This is a genomic window from Brucella sp. IR068 (assembly GCF_049065885.1).
GTDB lineage: Bacteria > Pseudomonadota > Alphaproteobacteria > Rhizobiales > Rhizobiaceae > Brucella > Brucella intermedia.
This window is the reverse complement of the sequence record NZ_JBAKHE010000005.1, coordinates 129,429-153,616: the sequence shown is the minus strand read 5'-3', so window position 1 is coordinate 153,616 and position 24,188 is coordinate 129,429. Positions and strand designations below refer to the sequence as shown.

The window sequence follows — 24,188 nt, the reverse complement described above, 5'->3', positions numbered from 1 at the left end:
AGGAGAAAAAATGAACGCCAACGCCAGTTCCATAAAGATGCGCGGCGACAAGGTCTGCGTGTTTTATGGGGAGAAGCAGGCTCTGTTCGACGTCGATCTGGAAATCCAGGAAAAGATGGTCACAGCGCTGATCGGCCCTTCCGGTTGCGGCAAGTCTACCTTCCTGCGTTCGCTCAACCGCATGAACGATACGATCGAAGGCTGCAAGGTCGGTGGCAAGATCACGCTCGACAACGAGGACATTTACGATCCGAAGATCGATGTCGTCGAACTGCGCGCCCGCGTCGGCATGGTGTTCCAGAAGCCGAATCCGTTCCCGAAGTCGATCTATGAAAACGTCGCATACGGCCCGCGCATCCACGGTCTCGCCCGGACCAAGGCCGATCTGGAGGAAATCGTCGTGACGAGCCTGAAGAAGGCGAGCCTGTTCGAGGAAGTGAAGGATCGTCTGCACGATGCGGGCACCGGTCTTTCCGGCGGCCAGCAGCAGCGCCTTTGCATTGCGCGCGCGATTGCGGTCAGCCCGGAAGTCATCCTCATGGACGAACCGTGCTCGGCGCTCGACCCGATTGCAACGGCGAAGGTGGAAGAGCTGATCGACGAACTGCGCCAGAACTATACGATCGTGATCGTCACGCACTCCATGCAGCAGGCCGCGCGCGTTTCGCAACGCACAGCCATGTTCCACCTCGGCAATCTGGTCGAAGTGGGCGACACGGAAACCATGTTCACCGCGCCGACCGAAAAGCGCACGCAGGACTATATCACCGGACGCTTCGGCTGATCCGGAACTGCGTTTCAACAGACAGTGCGGCTTCCCCGCAATTTATATTACGAGGTCTACTATGCCGTCTCAGCATACCGTTCGCTCCTACGACGAGGAATTGAAGTTTCTCACCCACAAGATCGCCGAAATGGGCGGACATGCGGAACGTATGGTCGAGCAGTCGGTCGCCGCTATCGTCAATGCGGACAACGCGCTCGCACAGCGCGTCATCTCCGACGATCTCATCCTTGACGCCAGCGAGCGCGAGATCGACGACAAGGCCGTGATGATCATCGCCAAGCGCCAGCCCATGGCCGTAGACCTGCGCGAGATCATCGGTTCGATCCGCATCTCGGCCGACCTGGAGCGCGTCGGCGATCTGGGCAAGAACATTGCCAAGCGTGTTGCCGCCGTTTCGGAATCGCGTCAGCCGGTAAAGCTCTATCGTGGTCTGGAAACGCTGGCCGAACTGGCGCTGACCCAGCTCAAGGACGTGCTCGACGCTTATGCGTCGCGTTCGGTGCAGCAGATCAATGTCGTCCGTGACCGCGATGACGAGATCGACGCCATGTACACGTCACTGTTCCGCGAATTGCTGACCTACATGATGGAAGATCCGCGCAATATTTCCGCCTGCACGCATCTTCTGTTCTGCGCCAAGAATATCGAGCGTATCGGCGATCACGCGACCAACATCGCGGAGACCGTTTATTACATCGTGACCGGCCTGCAAATGCCGGCTGAGCGGCCCAAGGAAGACCTGAGCCACGGTATTGTCGTGGATGAGGCGCGTAAACCCTGAACTGCATCCGACCGGACCTGGAGTGATCCCGAGTCCGACGGCTGAGAATGAGTGAATAGCGCGGCGGCACGCGGTCGATTGGGGGGATTGTATCCACCGCCCGCCGCATTTGGATAGGGAAATACTGGATGTCACAGGCACCCAAAATCGCTGTGGTAGAAGACGAAGAGGCGCTGAGCGTGCTACTTCGCTATAATCTTGAGGCAGAGGGCTACCAGGTCGATACCATGCTGCGCGGCGACGAGGCCGAAATCGCATTGCGCGAGAATGTGCCGGATTTGCTTATTCTGGACTGGATGCTGCCAGGGGTTTCGGGCATCGAATTGTGCCGCCGCCTGCGCCAATGGCCGGAAACCGAGCGCCTGCCGATCATCATGCTGACGGCGCGTGGCGAGGAAAGCGAACGCGTCCGCGGGTTGAGCGTCGGCGCCGACGATTATGTGGTAAAGCCGTTTTCGACGCCGGAACTTCTGGCGCGCGTCAAGGCGATGCTGCGCCGGTCCAATCCGAGCATTCTTTCGCATGTGCTGAAAGTGGGCGACCTTGTTCTGGACCGTCAGCAGCATCGGGTTTACCGCAAGGAAAAGGAAGTCCGTCTCGGACCGACTGAATTCCGACTGCTCGAATATTTCATGATGTCGCCCGGCCGTGTCTTCTCGCGCAGCCAGCTTCTGGATGGCGTCTGGGGTCCGGACATCTATGTGGACGATCGCACGGTGGACGTCCACGTCGGACGGCTGCGCAAGGCGATCAATGTCGGTCGCGCGCTCGATCCGATCCGCACCGTTCGCGGTGCCGGTTATTCTTTCGGTTGATCGACACCGTCATTCAAACTCTCAGATATAGCTCCTGATCGGCCCGCCATTTTCATCGTGGCGGGCCGTTTGCGGATGGTCAGCCTGCGGCAACGTTGATCCGATTCGCATAGGCCCGACCAAAACTGCGCGCCAATCACGCATTTTCACGCGATGTTACAAATCTGTTTTCAAAGTTGACAGCGACCAATGGAACCCATGGGAAACAGAATTTTTGCAGATCATTCGAAGCAGCGCGGATGTGGTGGGGAAAACCATCCAAGCAAAAGCGAATTAAGGCAGCGATATGGCGTGTATTGCGGGAATTTGTATCGCATTAAATCAATGCCTTATCTGAATTCGTAATTCTTGTTAATAAATTATTAATATATTTAAAGGGCTTGTAGGCATATTCGCACTCTCGATTCGGATTTCGTTTCAGGCGGGTTGACCGCCGCCTGCATCGTTGGGATTTGACCCTTCGCCTTTTTTTGGCCTAAAAATTCCAAAACCTTGAATTCGATTGAGCGACAGTAGGACGTATGATTTTGATCTTCGTCCTCTTTGACTTGCACCGCGGTCAGACGTTCGCGCGCATCATTCCGGATGTGTCTGCCTGAACGAATGACTGGATCAGTTAAGGGTCCTAACATGAGATTGAGCCATTGACGCGCGCCGCGAAGTGGAAATTGCCCGTTCTTGTCGGGCTGGTGGTTGCGCCTTTCGTGGTCACCGGATGCACGACGACCGGAACCACGGGAAAAGCCAATTCGGAAAAGACGGCGGCCAACCACGTCAAATCCGTCAATGGCGTGAAGACCTACACCTACACAGCGCGTGACAAGGAATGCCTTGAGCGCGCGATGTTCTTCGAATCGAACCGTTCGAGCCCCGACGGGCTTCTCGCTGTCGGCACGGTCGTCATGAACCGTCTCGCATCGGGCCGTTATCCCGATACGATTTGCGGCGTCGTTGGCCAGAAGAACCAGTTTGCGCCGGGCGTCCTCACCCGCAGGATGGATTCCAAGGCGTTGCCTGATGTTCAGGCAACTGCCGATGCAGTGTTGAAGGGGCAGCGCCATCCGAAACTCAAGAACGCCCTGTTCTTCCATACGGCGGGCCTGAGGTTCCCTTACAACAACATGCACTATGTGCTCGTCGCCGGTGGCAATTCCTTCTACGAAAAGCGCAACCGCGACGGCTCGCTGCAGAACCCGGTCCCGCAGGAGCCATACAATCTTGCCCTCGCATATTCGCCGCAATCGCCTTCCGTTCCGCAGGATCCATCTTATGATGTGACCCTGCCGCAGACCGGTCCGGTTCCGGGAACGGAACCGACTGTTCAGGTGGCACTCGCGGAGGCTTCCAAGGCTCAAAGCGCAGACCAGAACAGCGGCGTCGGTCCTCAGGCGCGCAGTGACCGTCTGGCGCGTCATCGCGATGTTGCGGTGCCTCAACAGGAACAGCATATGCAGATGGCGTCCTACCAGCCGCAATTCGATACGACGGCCCCGCAGCCGACCTCGCTTGGCTATGCTCCGGCGAGCCAGAAGCAGGCTGACGCCATCGGCGCGCTTCTTCTCTCCCAGGATCGTCCCGAAGCTCCGCTCTAGGAAGCGCATTTATAATCGGATGCTCTGCAACGCCGGTCTGCTCCAACCAGACCGGCGTTTTGATTTCAATGGCAGATTGCAGTTGTTTTCAGCGAAGGCGTCAGGGCCGATAGACCGGACGATAGATCATCATCGGAGCATCATAGAAATCGACCTGATTCTGCCAGGCGCGCCTGTCGGCCCTGCGATCGAGGTCGAGCCGCATGAGGCAATTGGCGAAAGCGTCGGTCCTGGGTTTGAAACCATAGCTTTGGCAGGTCTGCTCGTCAGCTGCACGGCGCTGTTCGGGCGTCATCGTTACGCAGCCGGTCAGAAGGCCGGTAATGCCCAGTAAGATAAGCACTTTCTTATTCATTGCTGTCTGCTTTCTTCTGCAACTGACCGCGTGAATACTATAGCGTAAAGGCAGGAAAAAAGGTGGTGAAATTATGCCGTCTGATAAACTGTCGGTGATTCCCTATCGAAAGAGGTCTTCCACCCATGGCTCCTGAACAGCTGAACCCAGTCATCGATCCGGTGAAACTTGAACGTCTCGCGGAAGTCGCCGTTCGTGTCGGTCTGCAATTGCGCGAGGGGCAGGATCTCGTCATCACCGCCCCGGTCGTGGCGCTGCCGCTGGTGCGCCTCATCGCCAAGCATGCCTACAAGGCCGGAGCCGGGCTGGTAACGCCGTTCTTCGCGGATGATGAAATGGCGCTTGCCCGGTACGAGAATGCATCGGATGCGAGTTTCGACCGTGCGGCAAGCTGGCTTTATGAAGGCATGGCAAAGGCCTATTCGGACGGCGCTGCCCGTCTGGCCATCGCAGCCGACAATCCGATGCTGCTTTCAAGCCAGGATCCGGCCAAGGTTTCACGCGCCAACCGCGCCAATTCAAAGGCCTATCAGCCGGCGCTGGAAAAGATCGCCGGTTTCGACATCAACTGGAACATCATCTCCTATCCCAATCCGGCATGGGCGCAGCTCATGTTTCCAAACGAACCGGAAGATGTTGCGACCCGCAAGCTGGCCGATGCGATCTTCGCGGCGTCGCGCGTCGATGTCGACGATCCGGTCGGCGCCTGGGCGGCGCATAATGCAGCACTTCGCACCCGCACCCGCTTCCTGAACGGCAAGGCTTATAGCGCCCTGCATTTCAAGGGGCCGAACACTGATCTGACTGTTGGGCTTGCCGACGGCCATGAATGGCACGGCGGCGCGTCCACTGCCAAAAACGGCATCACCTGCAATCCGAACATCCCGACGGAGGAAGTGTTTACGACCCCCCACGCTCTTCGTGTCGAAGGCTATGTGACCAGCACCAAGCCTTTGTCGCATCAGGGCACCTTGATCGAGAATATCGTGGTTCGCTTTGAGGGCGGGCGGATTATCGAGGCCAAGGCGAGCCGTGGTGAAGAGGTGCTCAACAAGGTGCTGGATACGGATGAAGGCGCCCGTCATCTGGGCGAAGTGGCGCTGGTGCCGCATTCCTCACCGATCTCGCAGAGTGGGCTTTTGTTCTACAACACCCTGTTCGATGAAAACGCAGCAAGTCATATCGCGCTCGGCCAGTGCTATTCCAAATGCTTTATCGACGGAGCGAAGATGACGCCGGAACAGATCAAGGCGCAGGGCGGCAACGCGAGCCTTATCCATATCGACTGGATGATCGGCTCCGGCCAGATCGACGTCGACGGCATCAACGCGGACGGAACCCGCGAGCCGGTGATGCGCGGCGGCGAATGGGCTAACTGAGTATAGCCAGACAACAAAGGCCGGGATTTCCCGGCCTTTATAGAAACGACGGTTGCCAGGCCGTCAGGCTCTCATATTAGTTCGTTTCCTGAACATGGGCCTCGAGGAACCACAGCGCCTTGTCGAGGCTGCGGGACGCGGCGGTAAAGATGTCCGCCGTATCGTCGTCCCCCGCTTCATCTGCATCCTTGATCGACTTGCGCAGCAGGTTGGCGACATCGCCATAGCGCTCGATCAATGCCAGCAGATGGTCGTGAACGGCATAGATGTCGGTCGGATAAGGCTTGAGCTTGCTTTCCTTGGCAACCACCTGCGTCGTGCCGTAGGCCGTGCCGCCGATCTGTACGGCGCGCTCGGCAATCGTGTCGACATGGTTGTCGAGATCGGCACGGAAGCCATCGAGCATTTCATGAACGGCGATGAATTGCGGCCCCTTGAGATTCCAGTGAGCCTGCTTGGTGATGAGGGCAAGATCGATTGTCGCGGCGAGGTTTTGGTTAAGCAGCGCGATCATTGTCGTCTTCGTATTGGAAGGAAGATCGTTGCGGGTTGCATGCATCGACTTCTGGGGCATTTTATCCTCACATCCTTTTGCTCGATCCGGCTAGGAGAGACTGGGAGAATGTCGCTCATGGTCGTGGGCAGCTGTTCCAACACAAACGAACCCGCCAGATCCTTACAAGGCTCGATTGCCGGAGGGCCTTCGTTACCTTCAAGGCAACGCAAAACATTCCCGCACCCGGTGGGAAAATGCATGCCGACAGATTTTGTTCCGTGGGTCGGTTAAAAAACGGGACCGATTGGGCTTGCACCAAGTTGCGGCTTGTCGCAGCGCGAAATCTGATTTACCCGGTTGCGCATGAAAATACTCGCGCTTGATACTGCCGCTTCGTGGTGTTCCGTTGCCGTCTACGATTCCGATGGCGATCTCGTGCTTGCCGATGTGAGCGAAAACATCGGCAAAGGACACGCGGAAGTATTGATGACCTATGTAGAACGCGCTTTGACGGAGGCGAAACTATCGCTCCGCGACATGGATCGCATGGCGGTCAATATCGGGCCGGGATCGTTTACCGGTGTGCGTATCGGCGTTTCGGCGGTGCGCGGCTTTGCATTGGCCCTCGGCGTTCCGGCGCTCGGCATCACAGCCTTCGAAGCGCTGGCCGCTGAAAGCCGGCTCACGAAGCCTGAAAAGCCGGTGCTCGTCCTCCTCGACGCGCATCGCGGCGAAATTTATGCGCAATCATTCGATGCGAAGGGTTTGCCAGGCGCGAAGCCTCTGGTCCTGTCACGGGAGGAGGCAGAGGCCCTTGCCGCTTCCCAGGCCGAAAATACGGTTCTAGCGGGTTCTGCTTCCGTTTCAATCAATGAGGCGGTTGGCGGACGTTTCGCGCTCGGCCCGTCAGAGCCGACCGCGACAATCGGCGTTTATGCGCGTCTCGCAGGCTCGCGCCAGCCGGGGGATGCGCCGAAGCCGCTTTACATGCGCGGGACTGATGCAAAGCCACAGGTCGGGTTTGCGCTGCCGCGGAAGAGCGCTGGGGAATAGCCGATGATGGGCTTGCCGTTCGGCCGTTTCGGTCGCAGGGAGGTTTCGATAGAACCGCTGAACGCACAGGACAGCCATGCGATCCAGCGCATTCATGCCGCCGCCTTCCATCATGGCTGGAGCTCCGATGATTTCAGGTCGCTGATTGGCGAAAACACTGTGTTCGGCTTTGTGGCGCGTGCGGAAGGCAAGCCGAACGATGCGTGCGGCTTCGTGCTGGCCCGTCTGGTCGCAGGAGAAGCGGAAATCCTCACAATCGCCGTCGCGCGCGTCGTGCAGCGGCAGGGCGTGGGGCGCGCGCTCATGGATGCCGTGCTGCGCCATCTCTACCAGGAACGGGCCGAAACGCTTTTTCTCGAGGTGGACGAGGCCAACGTCGCCGCGCAGGCGCTTTACCGCCGCCTCGGCTTCCGGAAGGTCGGCGACCGTCCTGCCTATTACGAAACGGCGAATGGGCGTTCGGCGGCCCTCATCTTGCGGCGTGACCTGAAGAGGGCGCCATGATCGGCGCGATACGGATATTCCTGGTCGTTTCGGCCATGGTTGCGCTGAGCCTGTCGCTGATTCCGGTGCAATATCTGTTTTTGAAACTGAAGAACGGCTGGAAACGCAGCCTGCCGAACTTCTTCCACCGCGTCGTGGCGAGGCTTTTCGGCTTCCGCATCAGGACCGTCGGCCAGATGCACGAAGGCCGCCCGCTTCTCCTTGTCGCCAATCATACATCATGGAGCGACATTGTCGTGCTGTCGGCCGTAGGGCAGGTGTCCTTCATCGCTAAATCGGAAGTGCGCGACTGGCCCGTCTTCGGCATGTTCGCCGTCTTGCAGCGTACCGTTTTCGTGGAGCGCGAGCGGCGAGGCAAGACCGGAGAGCAGACCTCGGAGATTGCGCGGCGTCTGGCGACCGACGACGCAATGGTGTTGTTCGCCGAAGGCACGACATCGGACGGCAATCGCGTTCTGCCTTTCAAGACGGCGCTTTTCGGTGCCGCGCACGCCGCAATCAGGGAAGCGAATGTGCCTGAAGTCATGGTTCAGCCGGTCGCCATCGCCTATACGGGGGTTCACGGCATGGCGATGGGCCGCTATTTCCGCCCCATTGCGTCGTGGCCGGGCGATGTCGAACTGATGCCGCATCTCAAAGGCATCTTGCGAGAGGGCGCGATAGACGTCGAGGTGCGTTTCGGGGAACCCATTGTGGTAACGGCCGAGACAGATCGCAAGGCGCTCGCTCGCACAATGGAAAACCGGGTGCGCGCGCTTTTGCAAAGCGCATTGCTGGGGCGTGATATCCCCGAAGAGTGACAGCCGTCAGATTGTCACCTTCCAAAATGACGACAAAAGCTGTAGATAGCCGCGCATGAGCGACAATATCACCGAACTCGACCCCGCGGCAGAGCGCCCGAATGCGCGCAAGGTTTTCGTAAAGACCTATGGCTGCCAGATGAACGTCTACGATAGCCAGCGCATGGCCGACAGCCTTGCAGCGGAAGGCTATGTCGCGACTGATACGCCGGATGATGCCGATCTGGTTCTGCTCAATACCTGCCATATTCGTGAAAAAGCGTCGGAAAAGCTCTATTCCGCGCTTGGCCGTCTGCGCAAGATGAAGGATGCGCGCGAAGCGAATGGCAAGGAACTGACCATCGGCGTTGCGGGCTGCGTGGCGCAGGCGGAAGGACAGGAAATCCTGCGCCGTGCGCCGAATGTCGATCTGGTCATCGGGCCGCAGACCTATCATCGCTTGCCTAATGCGCTTGCGCGGGTTCGCAGCGGCGAAAAGGTGGTGGAGACCGAATACGCTATCGAGGATAAATTTGAACATCTGCCATCGCCGAGGCGCGAGGAAACCCGCAAGCGCGGTGTTTCAGCGTTCCTGACCGTGCAGGAGGGCTGCGACAAGTTCTGTACCTTCTGCGTGGTTCCCTATACGCGCGGCTCGGAAGTTTCGCGCAGTGTGAAGCAGATTGTGGCGGAGGCCGAGCGCCTTGCCGACAGCGGCGTGCGTGAATTGACCCTGCTCGGCCAGAACGTGAATGCCTGGCACGGCGCTGGTGACGATGGTCGCGAATGGGGCCTGGGCGAACTTCTGTTTCGTCTGGCGCGCATTCCGGGGATTGCCCGCCTTCGTTACACCACCAGCCATCCGCGCGACATGGATGACAGCCTGATTGCCGCCCATCGTGACCTGCGCCAGCTGATGCCTTATCTGCATCTGCCGGTACAGTCCGGCTCGGACCGCATTCTCAAGGCGATGAACCGCCGTCACAAGGCGGATGAATATGTGCGCCTCATCGAGCGTATCCGCGAAGTCAGGCCGGATATGGCGTTGTCGGGTGATTTCATCGTCGGCTTCCCCGGTGAAACCGATCAGGATTTCGAAGACACGATGCGGCTCGTGCGCGAGGTCAATTACGCGCAGGCCTATTCGTTCAAATATTCGCCGCGTCCCGGCACGCCGGGTGCCGATCTTGACGATCATGTCGAGGAAGCGGTCAAGGATGAACGCCTCCAGCGGCTTCAGGCACTATTGTCCGAACAGCAATATGCGTTCCAGGATTCCATGATCGGTCGCGAGATGGATGTGCTGCTCGAAAAGCCGGGTCGCGTTGCGGGCCAGATGGTGGGCCGTTCGCCATGGCTGCTGCCTGTCATCATCGATGACAATCAGGACCGGATCGGCGACATCATTCATGTGAAAATCACGTCCACAGGCACCAACAGCCTTATTGCGCAAAAACTGGCCTGAAGGCATGATGATGCCGAGGCAGAAAATTTCGGCGTATTGAGTCGCTTGCCGGTAATCCTGTCGAGACTATGATTGCAGTGTGTGGACGGTTTGCGTTCATGCATAGTCTGGTCTGAAAAGTCCCCTACTTTTCAGGATTGTGCTTTAAGGAGATACGGTTGAGCGCTACGGAAAAGCTGAAGTCTGCCAAGCCAACCAATCAAACGCAAAAAAGCCCGACGACCGGGGCCTCGGATATGGCCCATATCGTGCTCACCTTCGACAACAACCGTCTTGCCAGCGCGCTTTACGGTCAGTTCGATGAAAACCTTGCCCGTATCGAACAGAAGCTTGGCGTGGATGTCCGCTCCAAGGGTAACCAGTTGTCGATCCGGGGTGAGCCGACCGCGACCGAGCAGGCGCGGCGCGCGCTCGATCATCTTTATGCCACGCTGCAGAAAGGTCATGAGCTTGGACCATCCGATGTGGATGGCGCACTCCGCATGGCAATCGCTGCCGATGACCAGTTGACGCTGCCGACCATGGAAAACAAGGGCAAGCTTTCCGCAGCCCAGATTTCCACGCGCAAGAAGACGATCTTTGCCCGCACGCCGACGCAGGATGCCTATATGCGGGCACTCGACCGGTCGGAGCTGGTGTTCGGCGTCGGACCGGCCGGTACCGGCAAGACCTATCTTGCCGTTGCTCATGCCGCCATGCTTCTCGAACGCGGTCTGGTGGAACGCATCATCCTGTCCCGCCCCGCTGTCGAGGCGGGGGAACGTCTGGGCTTCCTGCCGGGCGACATGAAGGAAAAGGTCGATCCCTATCTGCGCCCGCTTTACGATGCGCTCTACGACATGATGCCGGCGGAAAAGGTGGAACGTGCCATTACCGCGGGTGTGATCGAAATTGCACCTCTTGCCTTCATGCGTGGGCGTACGCTGGCGCATTCTGCGGTCATTCTCGATGAGGCGCAGAACACGACCTCCATGCAGATGAAAATGTTCCTGACCCGCCTTGGCGAGGGTTCGCGCATGATCGTGACCGGCGATCCAAGCCAGATCGACCTTCCGCCGGGGCAGAAATCGGGCCTCGTGGAAGCACTTCGCGTGCTGGATGATGTCGAAGGCGTCATCAAGGTGCGCTTTACGGAGAAAGACGTTGTTCGCCATCCGCTGGTGGCAGCAATCGTCGGCGCTTACGACCGCGACGGGAAACAGCACGCGCGTTCGGAATGATCTTGCAATTGCCTGCTGGAATCACGATTTAACAAAGGCTGTCTGTCTCTTGGCAGGCAGCTTTCCAGAGCATGATTCCGAAAAGCCGAACCGCCTGCGCAGGGAAATCGGTCCACCGGCTGATTTCTGATCCTGCTTTGATCGGGAAAATTATGCTCAAGCAAAGGCTTCTGTGCGTCTGATTGGACGCACGGCGCTCTAATAACTGAAAGGATGATGCGGCTAACCAGCATGGAGAGCCGCCGCAGAACGTGTCAAATAACGCGATCCATATCGATATCATGATCGAAGCCGGCAACTGGCAGGACGAAAACGCCCTTGAAGGGCTCGTCAGAAAGTCCGTCGAGGCCGCCTGGTCCAACCTTGGACTGAAAAGCGCAGCAAGCGAACTCAGTGTCGTCTTCACGGATGATGCATCGATCCAGACCCTGAATGCCGAATGGCGTGGCAAGGACAAGCCGACCAATGTGCTGTCGTTTCCGGCATTTCCGGTCAAGGCCGGATCGCAGCCGGGACCGATGCTGGGCGACATCATCATCGCGCGGGAAACCCTCGAGCGAGAGGCTCTTGAAGAGGGAAAGCCGCTCGAAAACCACCTTGTACACCTTGTCGTGCATGGCTTTTTGCACCTTTTGGGTTACGATCACGAAACCGATGCGGAAGCGGAGGTGATGGAGGGCCGCGAGCGTGAAATCCTTCATGCTCTTGCCATCCCCGACCCTTATGCTGTATCCGATTGAGACCTTAACAACGATTGACCATGGCTGATCAAACATCGCACCCCCCGTCCGCTGGCGAAAATCGCAGCGAGACTCAAGACGCCGAAGGGCAAAGTACGCAGCGGTCCGTAGTGGCCGAAAAGCGTTCCCTGTTGTCGAATATTTTCCCGTTCATGCGCTCGCGCCAATCATCTTCGCTGCGTGAAGATCTGGCCGATGCCCTTTCCAGCACGGCAAGCGAACAGGATTCAGCATTCTCGCCCGAAGAAAAGGCGATGCTGCACAATATCCTGCGCCTGCGCGAAATCCGCGTTGAAGACGTGATGATTCCGCGCGCCGACGTCGAGGCCGTGGAAATTTCCACGCCGCTCTGGGAAGTGCTGGAGCTTTTCGAAAAATCCGGCCATTCGCGTATGCCGGTCTATGCCGAAACGCTGGACGACCCGCGCGGCATGATCCATATCCGCGATGTTCTCAACTACATCACCAAGCAGGCCCGTCAGAAGACCACGCGCCGCAGTACCACGCGCAGCAAGGCGACAGCCGAAGACAAGGCCGCCAAGTTCGACATGGGCCGCATCGATCTCACCAAGACGATCGGTGAACTCAATCTCATGCGCAAGGTCCTGTTCGTGCCGCCATCCATGATGGCGAGCGGATTGATGGCGCGGATGCAGGCGACCCATATCCAGATGGCTTTGGTCATCGACGAATATGGCGGCACCGATGGTCTGGTCTCGCTGGAAGACATTGTCGAAATGGTCGTCGGCGATATCGAAGACGAACATGACGACGAAGAAATCATGATCGCCGAAGAAGCCGACGGCGTGTTCGTCGTGGATGCACGCGCCGATCTGGAGGAACTGGCCGCAAAGATCGGCCCGTCTTTCGAAGTTGGCGAGCATGGCGAGGACGTCGATACGGTCGGCGGTCTGATCTTCTCGGTTCTCGGGCGCATTCCGGTTCGCGGCGAGGTCGTTCAGGCAATTCCGGGCTACGAATTCCACGTGCTGGAAGTCGATCCGCGCCGGGTAAAGAAAGTGCGTATCGTGCCGCTTTCCGCGGCTGACCGTCGCCGCCAGCAACGCGCTGTCGTATCCGCCAAGCCGGGAGAACAGCCCGCACAAGCCGAAACGGCAACCGACGCCCCCAAAGAGGCCGGATGATCGAAAGGCTGGCGGGGAAAATCATTCTGTCGAGCGGCTGGCGTCGTGCGCTGGCCGCTTTTCTGAGTGGTGCCTTCGCCACACTGACTCAGCCGCCCTTCGATATCTTTGTGGCGGGCTTCATCTCTTTTCCAATTCTCGTCTGGCTGATCGATGGCGCTATCGCCAATGCGAATGCCGGTCCGGTCAGGCGCCTGCTTCCCGCAGCAATGGTCGGTTGGTGGTTCGGCTTCGGTCATTTCGTTTCCGGGCTGTGGTGGATCGGCACGGCGCTGCTCATCGATGCGGACCAGTTTGCCTGGGCCCTGCCGCTGGCGGTTTTGGGCCTCCCTGCATTTCTGGCTCTGTTCTACGCGCTTGCGACGATGGTCGCGCGTGTCTTCTGGTCTGACGGCTTGGGGCGCATCGTTGCGCTTGCGTTCGGCTTTGCGCTGGCGGAGTGGCTGCGCCTCTTTCTGTTCACCGGTTTCCCGTGGAACGCCATCGGCTATGCCATCATGCCAACGCCGCTTCTGATGCAATCGGTCGCCGTGCTTGGCCTCACCGGGATGAGCGCCCTGGCAGTGTTTGTCTTTGGCGCACCAGCATTGCTGATCGGCGGGCGGTTTGCAAAGACGGGCATTGCATTTGCCCTGATACTCTTCGCTGCCCATATCGGCTTCGGTGCGTGGACGCTTTCACAAGCGCCCGCATTGGGCGAGGAAAAAACCTCGCTCGCGGTTCGTATCGTTCAGCCATCCATCGCCCAGACCATGAAGTGGGATAATGCCGAACGCCGGTCCATTTTCGACAAGCTGGTATCCCTGACGGCGGAAGCACCCGCCGAAGGCAAGCCGAAGCCCGATGTGATCATATGGCCCGAAACGGCAGTTCCTTATATCCTCACCTCAACGCCCGAGGCTCTTTCGCGGATCGGCGAAGTTCTGCAGGACGGTCAGGTGCTGCTTACCGGTGCCGTTCGTGAAGAAAAGGCATCCGGTGGCGGCGAGCCGCGCTATTATAATTCCATTTACACGATCGATGACCGGGGCGTCATCGTTGATGCCGCCGACAAGGTGCATCTCGTCCCCTTCGGCGAATATCTGCCTTATGAGAATTTTCTTCGCAAGCTTGGGCTTCAGGAAGTGGTGGAAATGCCCGGCGGGTTTACCGCCGGCACCACGCGCCGGGCGCTGACCGTGAAAGATGGCACAAGCTTTCTGCCGCTGATCTGCTATGAGGCGATTTTCCCGGACGAACTCGGCTATTCCGGACAGGCGGCAGGCGCCATCATAAATGTGACGAATGACGCGTGGTATGGCGATACGCCGGGACCATACCAGCATTTTCGACAGGCACAGGTGCGGGCCGTGGAGCAGGGGCTGCCCCTCATTCGCGCAGCCAATAATGGTCTTTCAGCGGTGGTGGATGCTTATGGTCGAATCACTGACGGCCTTGCGCATGATGCCGTCGGGGTCATTGACGCTTACCTACCGTCAACTCGTGCACCATTTTGGAGCACGCCGCCCGGCTCGCGACAATCTCTGGTAGCGCTGTTAACCTTACTCGCGGTGAGCGTGGCTCTCCGACTGCCAATCGGCAGGCGTTTTCATTGACAGACTAATATTGTTACGATGTTATGGCTCGGCGGCGACGGTTTTTGCGGAAAATCGTCAGACTACCTCCCAAAACTTATTGTTATCGCTGTTCAGATGAACAGAGCATGAATGAAAGCTCGCAGCTGCGAGGAGTGACAGTTGTATGATTGAGAATAAAAAGAAGCCCAACCCCATTGACGTGCATGTCGGCAGCCGCATCCGTCTTCGTCGTAACATGCTGGGCCTCAGTCAGGAAAAACTAGGCGAAAATCTCGGCATTACCTTTCAGCAGATCCAGAAATACGAGAAAGGCACCAACCGCGTCGGTGCAAGCCGCCTTCAGGCGATCTCGGCAATTCTGAATGTCCCGGTCTCCTTCTTTTTTGAAGACGCACCAGGTTCCTCGAACCAGGCCGGTTTTGCAGAAGATAATGAAGCGACCTACGTTGTCGACTTCCTGAATTCCAATGAAGGCGTTCAGCTGACCCGCGCCTTCACGAAAATTTCAGATCCGAAAGTGCGCCGCAAGATCATCGATCTCGTGAAGTCGCTCGCTGCGGACGCTGACTGACTGCATATCCTGAAAAGGCGATAGGTGCGGGGCATGGCCGTGCCCCGCCGGACTTGGCGCTTCATGGCGCCGGAACAGTCGGAAAATGCCGTGCGGAACGAATTTTCGTGCCGAGGCGCTGTCGCAACAAGAATATGCATTGACGGTTTAATCCCAACTTCGCTAACACATTACCGTGCCCGGAACGCTGGAACCTGTTCCGGGCGCTACTGTGTTTCCATGGCGGAGATATTCTCCGTTGGATTTTCAAGAGGGGTTACCCGTGTCGCGCAGTTCTTATCTCTTCACCAGCGAATCTGTGTCCGAAGGCCATCCGGACAAGGTTTGCGACCGCATCTCCGATGAAATCGTGGACATGATCTACAAGGAAGCGCGCCGCACCGGCGTCGATCCGTGGTCTGTCCGTGTTGCCTGTGAAACGCTTGCGACCACCAATCGCGTCGTCATCGCCGGCGAAGTGCGCGTGCCGGATACTTTCCTGAAGAAGAATAAGGACGGCACCATCGCCCATGATGCTGCCGGGCATCCGCTCATCAATCCTTCGCGGTTCCGTTCGGCGGCCCGCAAGGCGATCCGCGAAATCGGTTACGAACAGAACGGCTTCAACTGGAAGACCGTGAAGATCGACGTGCTTCTGCATCCGCAATCCGCCGACATCGCGCAGGGCGTGGACAACGCTGCTGACCGTCAGGGCGAAGAAGGTGCGGGCGATCAGGGCATCATGTTCGGCTATGCCTGCCGTGAAACCCCCGATCTCATGCCGGCGCCGATCTATTATTCGCACAAGATTCTGGAAAAGCTGTCCGAAGCCCGCCACAAGGGCGAGGGCGACGCGGGCAAGCTCGGTCCTGACGCCAAGAGCCAGGTCACGGTGCGCTACGAGAACGGCAAGGCCGCCGAGGTTACGCAGATCGTTCTTTCCACGCAGCATCTGGATGCAAGCTGGGATTCGAAAAAGGTCCGTTCGGTTGTCGAACCCTATATCCGCGAAGCGCTCGGCGACCTTCCGATAGCCGCCAACTGCAACTGGTACATCAATCCGACCGGCAAGTTCGTCATTGGCGGACCGGACGGCGATGCCGGGCTGACCGGCCGCAAGATCATCGTGGACACTTACGGTGGTGCCGCTCCGCATGGCGGCGGTGCATTCTCCGGCAAGGACACGACCAAGGTTGACCGTTCCGCCGCTTATGCTGCCCGTTATCTCGCCAAGAACGTGGTTGCCGCCGGACTTGCCGACCGCTGCACGATCCAGCTTTCCTATGCCATCGGCGTTGCACAGCCGCTGTCGGTCTATGTCGACCTGCATGGCACCGGCAAGGTGGCCGAATCTGCGGTCGAGGAAGCGCTGCGTGAAGTCATGGACCTGTCGCCGACGGGCATCCGCAAGCATCTAGACCTTAACAAGCCGATCTATGCCAAGACCTCGTCTTATGGTCATTTCGGCCGCAAGCCGGGCCGTGACGGTTCCTTCTCCTGGGAGAAGACGGACCTGACCAAGGCTCTGAAGGCTGCGGTGGCGTAAGTTCCGGCGGGAAGTTGCATCTAAAGCCGCTTGGCATTATGTGTGCCGACGATTTTCGAGGAGCGCGGTCTTGGATCGCGCTCTTCTGCTATTGGAGCACATCCCGAAAAGTGTGAAACGGTTTTCGGACTAGATGCGCGTCAAAATAGATGGATAGAGCACCAGATATGATGCCCACGGATAAAGTATGACTGAAGAATCTCATCCTCTGCGCGGTGCCGGAAATTTCTTCGGCCGTCGCCACGGCAAGCCTTTGCGGAGCCACCAGAAGAACCTGTTCGAGGATCTTCTGCCGCGCCTGAAGATCGATGTCGAAAATCCGGCACCGCAGGATTTGCGCACGCTCTTTGACGCAAAGGTTGATGCCGTGCGTCTGGAGATTGGCTTCGGCGGCGGTGAGCATCTGCACCACGAAACCGGCCGCTATCCGCAGACAGGCTTCATTGGCGTCGAACCGTTCATCAACGGCATGGCCAAGATGCTGGCGGCACTGGATGCAGAGCCGCGGCAAAACCTGCGCCTCTATGATGAGGATGCGACGGCGGTATTGGACTGGCTGCCGGATGCTTCCCTGACGGGCATCGATCTTTTCTATCCCGATCCATGGCACAAGCGCCGCCACTGGAAACGCCGTTTCGTGAGCGACGCCAATCTGGACCGCTTCGCTCGCGTGTTGAAGCCCGGCGCGAAATTCCGTTTTGCTTCGGATATCGAACATTACGTCAACTGGACGCTCCAGCATTGTCGCCGCCATCTGGCGTTCGACTGGCAGGCGGACGGTCCGTCCGACTGGAATGATGCCTATGAAGGCTGGCCGGGCACGCGCTATGAAGCAAAGGCTTTTCGCGAGGGACGCCGCGCCGCCTATCTGACCTTTATCCGCCGTTGAAGCAGCTGGGCGTAAACGGAATGAATCGAACAGCAGAAGCGGTCTTGAAAAAATCCGCTTCCGCTGGTATATAGGTTTCAAATTCTTGGTCGTTTGAACAAGAGTGGGCCCTCCCGGACCCGCTCTTTTTTGTTACTTACGGCTCTGTAAAAAGGTTTATCGAGTGACGGAACAGGAACAGGCAATTGAAGCCGCAGGCCCGGATGAGCGTATCATTCGCGAAACAGGCATCGATGCAAAAGTAGCAGGCATTGTGGAGCCGGTGCTCAATACGCTGGGTTTCCGCCTTGTGCGTGTGCGCCTTTCCGGCCTCAACGGCCAGACCTTGCAGATCATGGCCGAGCGTCCCGACGGCACGATGACGGTCGACGATTGCGAGTTGGTCAGCCGCACCGTTGCGCCGGTTCTCGACGTGGAAGATCCGATCAATGGAAAATACCATCTGGAGATTTCCTCTCCCGGTATCGACCGCCCTCTGGTCCGCAAGTCGGACTTCGCCGACTGGGCCGGTCACATTGCAAAGGTGGAAACTTCCATCGTTCATGAAGGCCGCAAGAAGTTTCGTGGCCGTATCGTTCTGGGCGATGCGGAATCCGTCGTGATCGAAAGCGATCAGATTTCCTATGGCAGCGAACCTGTCGTGCGCATTCCATTCGATCTGATCTCGGATGCGCGCCTCGTTCTGACCGATGACCTGATCCGCGATGCGTTGCGCAAGGACAAGGCCCTGCGCGAAGGCCGCATTCCGGGTGACGATCTCGGTAGCGATGAAGCGGACGGGCAGTCCGACGCAGCCGCATCGGACGAAGCAGAAGATAAAGAATAAGTTTCAGGCGTCCGGCATCTTGAGGAGCCGGATGCGACACCAAGGAGAGTCCAATGGCAGTCAGTGCTAACAGGCTGGAGCTTCTGCAGATCGCCGATGCGGTCGCACGCGAGAAGTCGATCGACCGCGAGATCGTTCTTGCGGCCATGGCCGATGCGATCCAGAAGGCGGCGCGTTCACGTTACGGCCAGGAAAGCAACATTCGCGCGGACATCAATGCGAAGTCCGGTGAGATCAAGCTGCAGCGCCTGCTCGAAGTCGTTGAACACGTCGAGGATTACGCGACGCAGATTTCGCTCTTCACCGCCCGTGATCGCAACCCGGACGCACAGATTGGTGATTTCATCGCTGACCAGCTTCCGCCGATGGATTTCGGCCGTATCGCCGCGCAGTCGGCAAAGCAGGTCATCGTGCAGAAAGTGCGCGAAGCCGAGCGTGACCGCCAGTATGACGAATACAAGGACCGTGTCGGCGAAATCGTCAACGGTACTGTGAAGCGCGTCGAATACGGCAATGTGATCGTTGATCTGGGCCGTGGCGAAGCCATCGTGCGTCGTGACGAACTGATCCCGCGTGAAGCTTTCCGTTACGGCGACCGCATCCGCGCCTATGTCTACGACGTGCGTCGCGAACAGCGCGGTCCGCAGATTTTCCTGTCGCGTACCCATCCGTCCTTCATGGCGAAGCTTTTCACCATGGAAGTGCCGGAAATCTACGACGGCATCATCGAAATCAAGTCGGTTGCCCGCGATCCGGGTTCCCGCGCCAAGATCGCGGTCGTCTCGCGTGACGCTTCCATCGATCCGGTCGGCGCCTGCGTCGGCATGCGCGGCTCCCGCGTTCAGGCCGTCGTCGGCGAACTGCAGGGCGAGAAGATCGACATCATTCCGTGGTCGCCGGATGCGGCTTCCTTCATCGTCAATGCGCTTCAGCCTGCTGAAGTTGCCAAGGTTGTTCTCGATGAAGATGCCGAACGTATTGAAGTTGTCGTCCCGAATGACCAACTATCACTTGCAATCGGTCGTCGCGGTCAGAACGTGCGTCTGGCTTCCCAACTCACCGGCTGGGACATCGACATCCTGACGGAAGACGAAGAATCCGAACGTCGCCAGAAGGAATTCGCCGAACGTTCGACCCTTTTCATGGAAGCGCTCGACGTCGACGAGATGGTCGGTCAGGTTCTGGCTTCCGAGGGCTTTGCCTCGATCGAGGAACTGGCCTATGTCGAGCCGGGCGAAATTGCCTCCATCGATGGCTTCGACGACGATACGGCTGGCGAAATCCAGGAACGCGCCCGCGAATATCTGGATCGCATCGAAAGCGAACAGGATAATCGCCGCAAGGAACTGGGCGTCGCGGATGAACTGCGCGAACTGCCGGGCATCACCACGGCGATGCTGGTGGCTGTCGGTGAAGACGGCGTGAAGACGATCGAGGACTTTGCCGGTTATGCTGTTGATGATCTGGTCGGCTGGCGTGAACGCAAGGACGGCGAAACCGTCGCCCATAGCGGCATCTTCTCCCCGTTTGACGTTTCGCGCGTCGATGCGGAACAGATGGTGCTGACTGCGCGTTTGAAGGCAGGATGGATCACGGAAGAAGAACTGGCATCGGCTCAGGAAGAAGAAGCCGAAGCTGGCGAAGAGGAAGCAGCTTCTTAAGAAGCCTGCTGGAACAGGAGGGCCGCGTGGCTCTTACGTCTGGTTCATTTCAGGCGTAAGCTGTGCGGCTCTCGCAATTGAGTTCTGAAAATGGCCGTCGTTCATCCGGATTGATCGGCCAGTCCGGCTTTCGAGGGCGGTGGTGGCCGTCCTGAGCATCCACCCGAAAAATCGGTTGGGATTTTCGGAAAGCGCGATGCTTGGATTCATCGGTTTGGAGCGTCCTTTGTGCGTTTATGAGGACCCATGGCGCTCTAACGGGTTGTGGTGGGTCTTTCGCTCTGGTACAGCGCCCGCGTTGGGTCCGATGTGCGGGCAGACCGCGATGTGGCAAGACTGGAGTACGCGTGGAGCAGGATATGAATGACAGAACCTGTATCGTAACGCGCGAAAGCGGTTCTGCCGATGATTTGATCCGGTTCGTGGCTGGTCCCGATGGTTCCGTCGTGCCGGATCTGAAACGAAATCTGCCGGGCAGGGGATGCTGGGTCAAGGCCGAGCGCCGTCTGGTGGATGAAGCGGTCAAGCGCAAGCTTTTTGCGCGGGCGCTGAAAGAAGGTGTAACGCCGCAGGCGGATCTTGGCGCGCTGGTTGACCAGCTGCTGACGAAATCTGCTCTCGGCAGTCTCGCTCTGGCCCGCAAGGCCGGTGCTGTGGTGTCGGGCTCGACCAAGGTGGATCAGGCAATCCGTACTGGGGCAGCCGCCATGGTGTTGCACGCAAGGGAAGCCGCTGCCGACGGCGTACGCAAGCTTGATCAGGCTCGCCGTGCCGTGGTGCATCTGGATGGTCCGGAAATCCCTTCGTTCTCTCTTTTTACGGGAGAAGAAATGGATTTGGCATTTGGGGGCGGAAATGTGATACATGCAGCCGTACTTGAAGGAAAGGCGGCAGCCGGGTTCGTAAAGCGGGCGCTTATATTGCATCGCTATCGCGGTGAAAGCGCATCGGACTCGGAGTAGAGTGCAGCTCTGGAGGGGGTTGGCAGGCCCCGGATGGGATTGCACGTTGAAGCGGATGACTGGAGCTTTATCCAACATGACCGGGTCGCGTTGGATAATGCTCGAGTAGAGCGGCCGGAGCCGCGAAGGAAACGGAAACGTAATGAGCGATAAAACGAACGACGACAAGACGCTGAGCGTTAATACGAAGAAGACGCTGACCATGAAGCGGCCAGGCGTCGAGCAGAGCACCGTGCGCCAGAATTTCAGCCACGGCCGCACGAAGGCTGTCGTCGTTGAAACGAAGAAGCGCAAATTCTCGCGGCCTGACGAGAAGCCGGAAGTCGAAGCGGCGGCCCCACGGCCTGCTGCTCCTGCCCCGGCGGCTCCTGCGCCTGCAGCCCCTGCACCGGCTCAAGCCGCGCAGCCTGCCCAGGCTGCACAGCCCGCTCCGGCAGTGCGTGCGCCAGCACCTGCAACTCCGGCACCCAAGCCGGCGGCACCTGCTGCTTCGGTAACGAAGCCGCATGTCGCGCAGCAGCGCCCGATGCAGCAGCGCCCCGGTGGACAGCAGGCACAGCGCCCGCGTCCGTCCGACCGCTCCGGCATGGTTCTCAACACGCTGTCGCGCTCAGAAATGGATGCGCGTCGCCGCGCACTCGAGGAAGCACAGGTACGCGAAGTCGAAGAACGCGCCCGCGCTGTCGAGGAAGCCAAGCGTCGCGCCGAGGAAGAAGCACGCCGCGCCAAGGAACGTGAAGAATCTGCCCGTCGCCAGGCGGAAGAGGAAGCTCGTCTCAAGGCCGAGGCTGATGCCCGCCGCAAGGCCGAGGAAGAAGCCGCCAAGCGTATGCCGCAGCCCGAAGCCCGCACCGAGCGTCGCGATGACGCGCGCCCGGCGCCGCAAGGCAATCGTCCGCGTGAGGCCGGTCGTCCTCAGGGCAGTCGCCCACCGCAAGGTGGCCGTCCGCAACAGGGCGGGCCGCGTCCGATGGCGCCAAGCCTTGCCGATGCGGCTCCGATTCCGGGCAAGCCGCTTCCGCAGAGCCAGCTTCGCAAGCCCGGTCAGTCGGATGACGATGATGACCGTCGCGGCGCAGTCCGTCGTGGCACCCCTGCCAAGCCGGAAGTGCGTGCACCGAAGGTTGTGAAGGGCGAAGATGACCGCCGTCGCGGCAAGCTCACTCTCACGAGCAATCTTGAGGAGGAGGGCCGTTCGCGTTCGCTTTCGGCGATGCGCCGCCGTCAGGAAAAGTTCAAGCGTTCGCAGATGCAGGAAACCCGCGAAAAGATTTCGCGTGAAGTGACCATTCCTGAAACCATCACGTTGCAGGAACTTGCCCAGCGTATGACCGAGCGCTCCGTCGACATCATCAAGTACCTGATGAAGCAGGGCCAGATGATGAAGCCGGGCGACGTGATCGACGCCGATATGGCGCAGCTGATCGCTGAAGAGTTTGGCCACACCGTCAAGCGCGTTGCGGAATCGGACGTCGAAGAAGGCATCTTTGGCGTTGCCGACAACGAAGCCGCACTGGTTTCCCGTCCTCCGGTCGTGACCATCATGGGCCACGTCGATCACGGTAAGACCTCGCTGCTCGACGCCATTCGTCATGCCAACGTCGTGTCCGGCGAAGCCGGTGGCATCACCCAGCATATCGGTGCCTATCAGGTCGAACAGAACGGCCAGAAGATCACCTTCATCGATACGCCGGGCCACGCCGCATTCACCGCGATGCGTGCCCGTGGTGCGCAGGCGACCGACATTGCCATTCTGGTGGTTGCCGCCGACGACAGCGTGATGCCGCAGACGATTGAATCGATCAACCATGCCAAGGCGGCTGGTGTCCCGATCATCGTGGCGATCAACAAGATCGACAAGCCTGCTGCCGATCCGCAGAAGGTTCGCACTGCCCTGCTGCAGCACGAAGTCTTCGTGGAATCGATGGGCGGTGAAGTGCTCGACGTGGAAGTGTCGGCGAAGAACAAGATCAACCTCGACAAGTTGCTTGAAGCAATTCTGTTGCAGGCTGAAATTCTTGACCTCAAGTCCGATCCCACGCGTACGGCTGAAGGCGTCGTCGTTGAAGCCCAGCTTGATCGTGGCCGTGGTTCGGTTGCAACCGTTCTGGTTCAGACCGGTACGCTGCATCCCGGCGACATTCTGGTCGCGGGCAGCGAATGGGGCCGCGTGCGCGCTCTGGTCAATGACCGTGGCGAGCATGTCAAGGAAGCCGGTCCGGCAATGCCGGTCGAAATCCTCGGCCTTCAGGGTACGCCGCAGGCGGGTGACCGTTTCGCAGTCGTTGCCAACGAAGCCAAGGCGCGTGAAATCGCCGAGTACCGCCAGCGCCTGGCGCGCGACAAGGCCGTCGCTCGCCAGTCCGGTGCACGCGGTTCGCTCGAGCAGATGATGAACCAGCTTCAGGTTTCAGGCACGAAGGAATTCCCGCTCGTCATCAAGGGTGACGTGCAGGGTTCCATCGAAGCCATCACCAATGCGCTGGACAAGCTCGGCACCGACGAAGTTCGCGCCCGCATCGTCCATTCGGGCGCAGGCGGCATCACGGAAAGCGACGTGTCGCTGGCCGAAGCCTCCAACGCCGCGATCATTGGCTTCAACGTCCGCGCCAACAAGCAGGCACGCGACGCGGCCGATCAGCAGGGCATCGAAATCCGCTACTACAACATCATCTATGATCTCATCGATGACGTTAAGGCAGCTATGTCGGGTCTTCTGTCGCCGGAGCGTCGCGAAACCTTCCTTGGCAATGCCGAGATTCTCGAAGTCTTCAACATCACCAAGGTCGGCAAGGTTGCCGGTTGCCGTGTCACCGAAGGCAAGGTCGAGCGTGGTGCAGGCGTCCGCCTCATTCGCGACAACGTGGTTATCCACGAAGGCAAGCTCAAGACGCTCAAGCGCTTCAAGGACGAAGTGTCGGAAGTCCCGGCCGGTCAGGAGTGCGGCATGGCGTTCGAGAACTACGACGACATTCGCGCAGGCGACGTCATCGAAGCCTTCCGCGTCGAACACGTTTCGCGCACACTCTGATTACTGTCTCGCCGGGCTGCCGTAAGGCGGCCCGG

Annotated in this window: 22 protein-coding genes; 20 read left to right on the top strand and 2 right to left on the bottom strand. The window is 58.9% G+C overall.

Features of this window, described 5'->3' with window-relative positions; all coding sequences use genetic code 11:
* Positions 1–10: 10 nt before the first annotated feature.
* From pstB to ACOWVS_RS10420, 4 genes are all read left to right on the top strand, one after another.
* Positions 11–784, top strand: a complete 774-nt coding sequence (gene pstB, locus ACOWVS_RS10435; RefSeq protein WP_006468128.1) for a phosphate ABC transporter ATP-binding protein PstB — start codon at positions 11–13, stop codon at positions 782–784.
* A 61-nt stretch (positions 785–845) separates the two neighbouring features.
* Positions 846–1,568, top strand: coding sequence for a phosphate signaling complex protein PhoU (gene phoU / locus ACOWVS_RS10430; protein ID WP_006468129.1), 723 nt, complete (start codon positions 846–848; stop codon positions 1,566–1,568).
* A 128-nt stretch (positions 1,569–1,696) separates the two neighbouring features.
* Positions 1,697–2,383 carry a phosphate regulon transcriptional regulator PhoB gene (phoB, locus tag ACOWVS_RS10425; RefSeq protein WP_006468130.1) on the top strand — a complete coding sequence of 229 codons (687 nt, stop codon included), beginning with the start codon at positions 1,697–1,699 and terminating at the stop codon, positions 2,381–2,383.
* A gap of 644 nt (positions 2,384–3,027) precedes the next feature.
* A complete protein-coding gene (locus ACOWVS_RS10420) occupies positions 3,028–3,975 on the top strand; it encodes a cell wall hydrolase (RefSeq protein ID WP_021587613.1) in 948 nt (315 codons plus the stop codon).
* Positions 3,976–4,075: 100 nt separating this feature from the next.
* Here the strand turns inward: ACOWVS_RS10420 and ACOWVS_RS10415 are convergent, their stop codons facing one another.
* Positions 4,076–4,330: a hypothetical protein gene (locus ACOWVS_RS10415; RefSeq protein WP_021587614.1), complete on the bottom strand. Its 255-nt coding sequence runs from the start codon at positions 4,328–4,330 to the stop codon at positions 4,076–4,078.
* A gap of 125 nt (positions 4,331–4,455) precedes the next feature.
* Between ACOWVS_RS10415 and ACOWVS_RS10410 the strand changes: the two genes are divergently transcribed.
* Positions 4,456–5,709: an aminopeptidase gene (locus ACOWVS_RS10410; protein ID WP_021587615.1), complete on the top strand. Its 1,254-nt coding sequence runs from the start codon at positions 4,456–4,458 to the stop codon at positions 5,707–5,709.
* Between the two features lie 76 nt (positions 5,710–5,785).
* Here ACOWVS_RS10410 and dps read toward each other — a convergent pair whose 3' ends face one another.
* The gene (dps, locus tag ACOWVS_RS10405; protein ID WP_021587616.1) at positions 5,786–6,283 is read right to left on the bottom strand and encodes a DNA starvation/stationary phase protection protein Dps; all 498 of its coding nucleotides are present in this window, start codon (positions 6,281–6,283) and stop codon (positions 5,786–5,788) included.
* A 285-nt stretch (positions 6,284–6,568) separates the two neighbouring features.
* Here dps and tsaB point away from each other — a divergent pair, with 285 nt between their 5' ends.
* The 15 genes from tsaB to infB all read left to right on the top strand — a co-directional run bounded on the left by tsaB (position 6,569) and on the right by infB (position 24,153).
* On the top strand, positions 6,569–7,258 hold the full coding sequence (tsaB, locus tag ACOWVS_RS10400; RefSeq protein WP_075041825.1) for a tRNA (adenosine(37)-N6)-threonylcarbamoyltransferase complex dimerization subunit type 1 TsaB: 690 nt from the start codon (positions 6,569–6,571) through the stop codon (positions 7,256–7,258).
* A 3-nt stretch (positions 7,259–7,261) separates the two neighbouring features.
* Positions 7,262–7,762 (top strand): ribosomal protein S18-alanine N-acetyltransferase, encoded by a 501-nt coding sequence (rimI, locus tag ACOWVS_RS10395; RefSeq protein ID WP_021587618.1) that lies wholly within the window; start codon positions 7,262–7,264, stop codon positions 7,760–7,762.
* Positions 7,759–8,562 (top strand): lysophospholipid acyltransferase family protein, encoded by an 804-nt coding sequence (locus tag ACOWVS_RS10390; RefSeq protein WP_021587619.1) that lies wholly within the window; start codon positions 7,759–7,761, stop codon positions 8,560–8,562. Before rimI ends, ACOWVS_RS10390 begins: the two co-directional genes overlap by 4 nt.
* 55 nt (positions 8,563–8,617) lie before the next feature.
* On the top strand, positions 8,618–10,006 hold the full coding sequence (miaB, locus tag ACOWVS_RS10385; RefSeq protein WP_021587620.1) for a tRNA (N6-isopentenyl adenosine(37)-C2)-methylthiotransferase MiaB: 1,389 nt from the start codon (positions 8,618–8,620) through the stop codon (positions 10,004–10,006).
* 158 nt (positions 10,007–10,164) lie between these two features.
* Positions 10,165–11,226 (top strand): PhoH family protein, encoded by a 1,062-nt coding sequence (locus ACOWVS_RS10380; protein WP_021587621.1) that lies wholly within the window; start codon positions 10,165–10,167, stop codon positions 11,224–11,226.
* A 251-nt stretch (positions 11,227–11,477) separates the two neighbouring features.
* A complete protein-coding gene (gene ybeY, locus ACOWVS_RS10375; RefSeq protein ID WP_021587622.1) occupies positions 11,478–11,966 on the top strand; it encodes an rRNA maturation RNase YbeY in 489 nt (162 codons plus the stop codon).
* A 20-nt stretch (positions 11,967–11,986) separates the two neighbouring features.
* A complete protein-coding gene (locus tag ACOWVS_RS10370) occupies positions 11,987–13,111 on the top strand; it encodes a hemolysin family protein (protein WP_031347143.1) in 1,125 nt (374 codons plus the stop codon).
* Positions 13,108–14,706, top strand: coding sequence for an apolipoprotein N-acyltransferase (gene lnt / locus ACOWVS_RS10365; RefSeq protein ID WP_021587624.1), 1,599 nt, complete (start codon positions 13,108–13,110; stop codon positions 14,704–14,706). Before ACOWVS_RS10370 ends, lnt begins: the two co-directional genes overlap by 4 nt.
* Before the next feature lie 145 nt (positions 14,707–14,851).
* On the top strand, positions 14,852–15,259 hold the full coding sequence (locus ACOWVS_RS10360) for a helix-turn-helix domain-containing protein (protein WP_006468145.1): 408 nt from the start codon (positions 14,852–14,854) through the stop codon (positions 15,257–15,259).
* 262 nt (positions 15,260–15,521) lie between these two features.
* Positions 15,522–16,784, top strand: coding sequence for a methionine adenosyltransferase (gene metK, locus ACOWVS_RS10355; RefSeq protein WP_006473099.1), 1,263 nt, complete (start codon positions 15,522–15,524; stop codon positions 16,782–16,784).
* A gap of 187 nt (positions 16,785–16,971) precedes the next feature.
* On the top strand, positions 16,972–17,673 hold the full coding sequence (gene trmB, locus ACOWVS_RS10350; protein WP_021587625.1) for a tRNA (guanine(46)-N(7))-methyltransferase TrmB: 702 nt from the start codon (positions 16,972–16,974) through the stop codon (positions 17,671–17,673).
* Positions 17,674–17,836: 163 nt separating this feature from the next.
* Entirely contained in the window at positions 17,837–18,499 is a 663-nt protein-coding gene (rimP, locus tag ACOWVS_RS10345; protein WP_021587626.1) for a ribosome maturation factor RimP, read from the top strand.
* A gap of 53 nt (positions 18,500–18,552) precedes the next feature.
* A complete protein-coding gene (nusA, locus tag ACOWVS_RS10340; protein ID WP_006468151.1) occupies positions 18,553–20,160 on the top strand; it encodes a transcription termination factor NusA in 1,608 nt (535 codons plus the stop codon).
* A 347-nt stretch (positions 20,161–20,507) separates the two neighbouring features.
* The gene (locus tag ACOWVS_RS10335; protein WP_312352258.1) at positions 20,508–21,122 is read left to right on the top strand and encodes an RNA-binding protein; all 615 of its coding nucleotides are present in this window, start codon (positions 20,508–20,510) and stop codon (positions 21,120–21,122) included.
* Positions 21,123–21,264: 142 nt separating this feature from the next.
* A complete protein-coding gene (gene infB, locus ACOWVS_RS10330; protein ID WP_021587628.1) occupies positions 21,265–24,153 on the top strand; it encodes a translation initiation factor IF-2 in 2,889 nt (962 codons plus the stop codon).
* Positions 24,154–24,188: the final 35 nt, after the last annotated feature.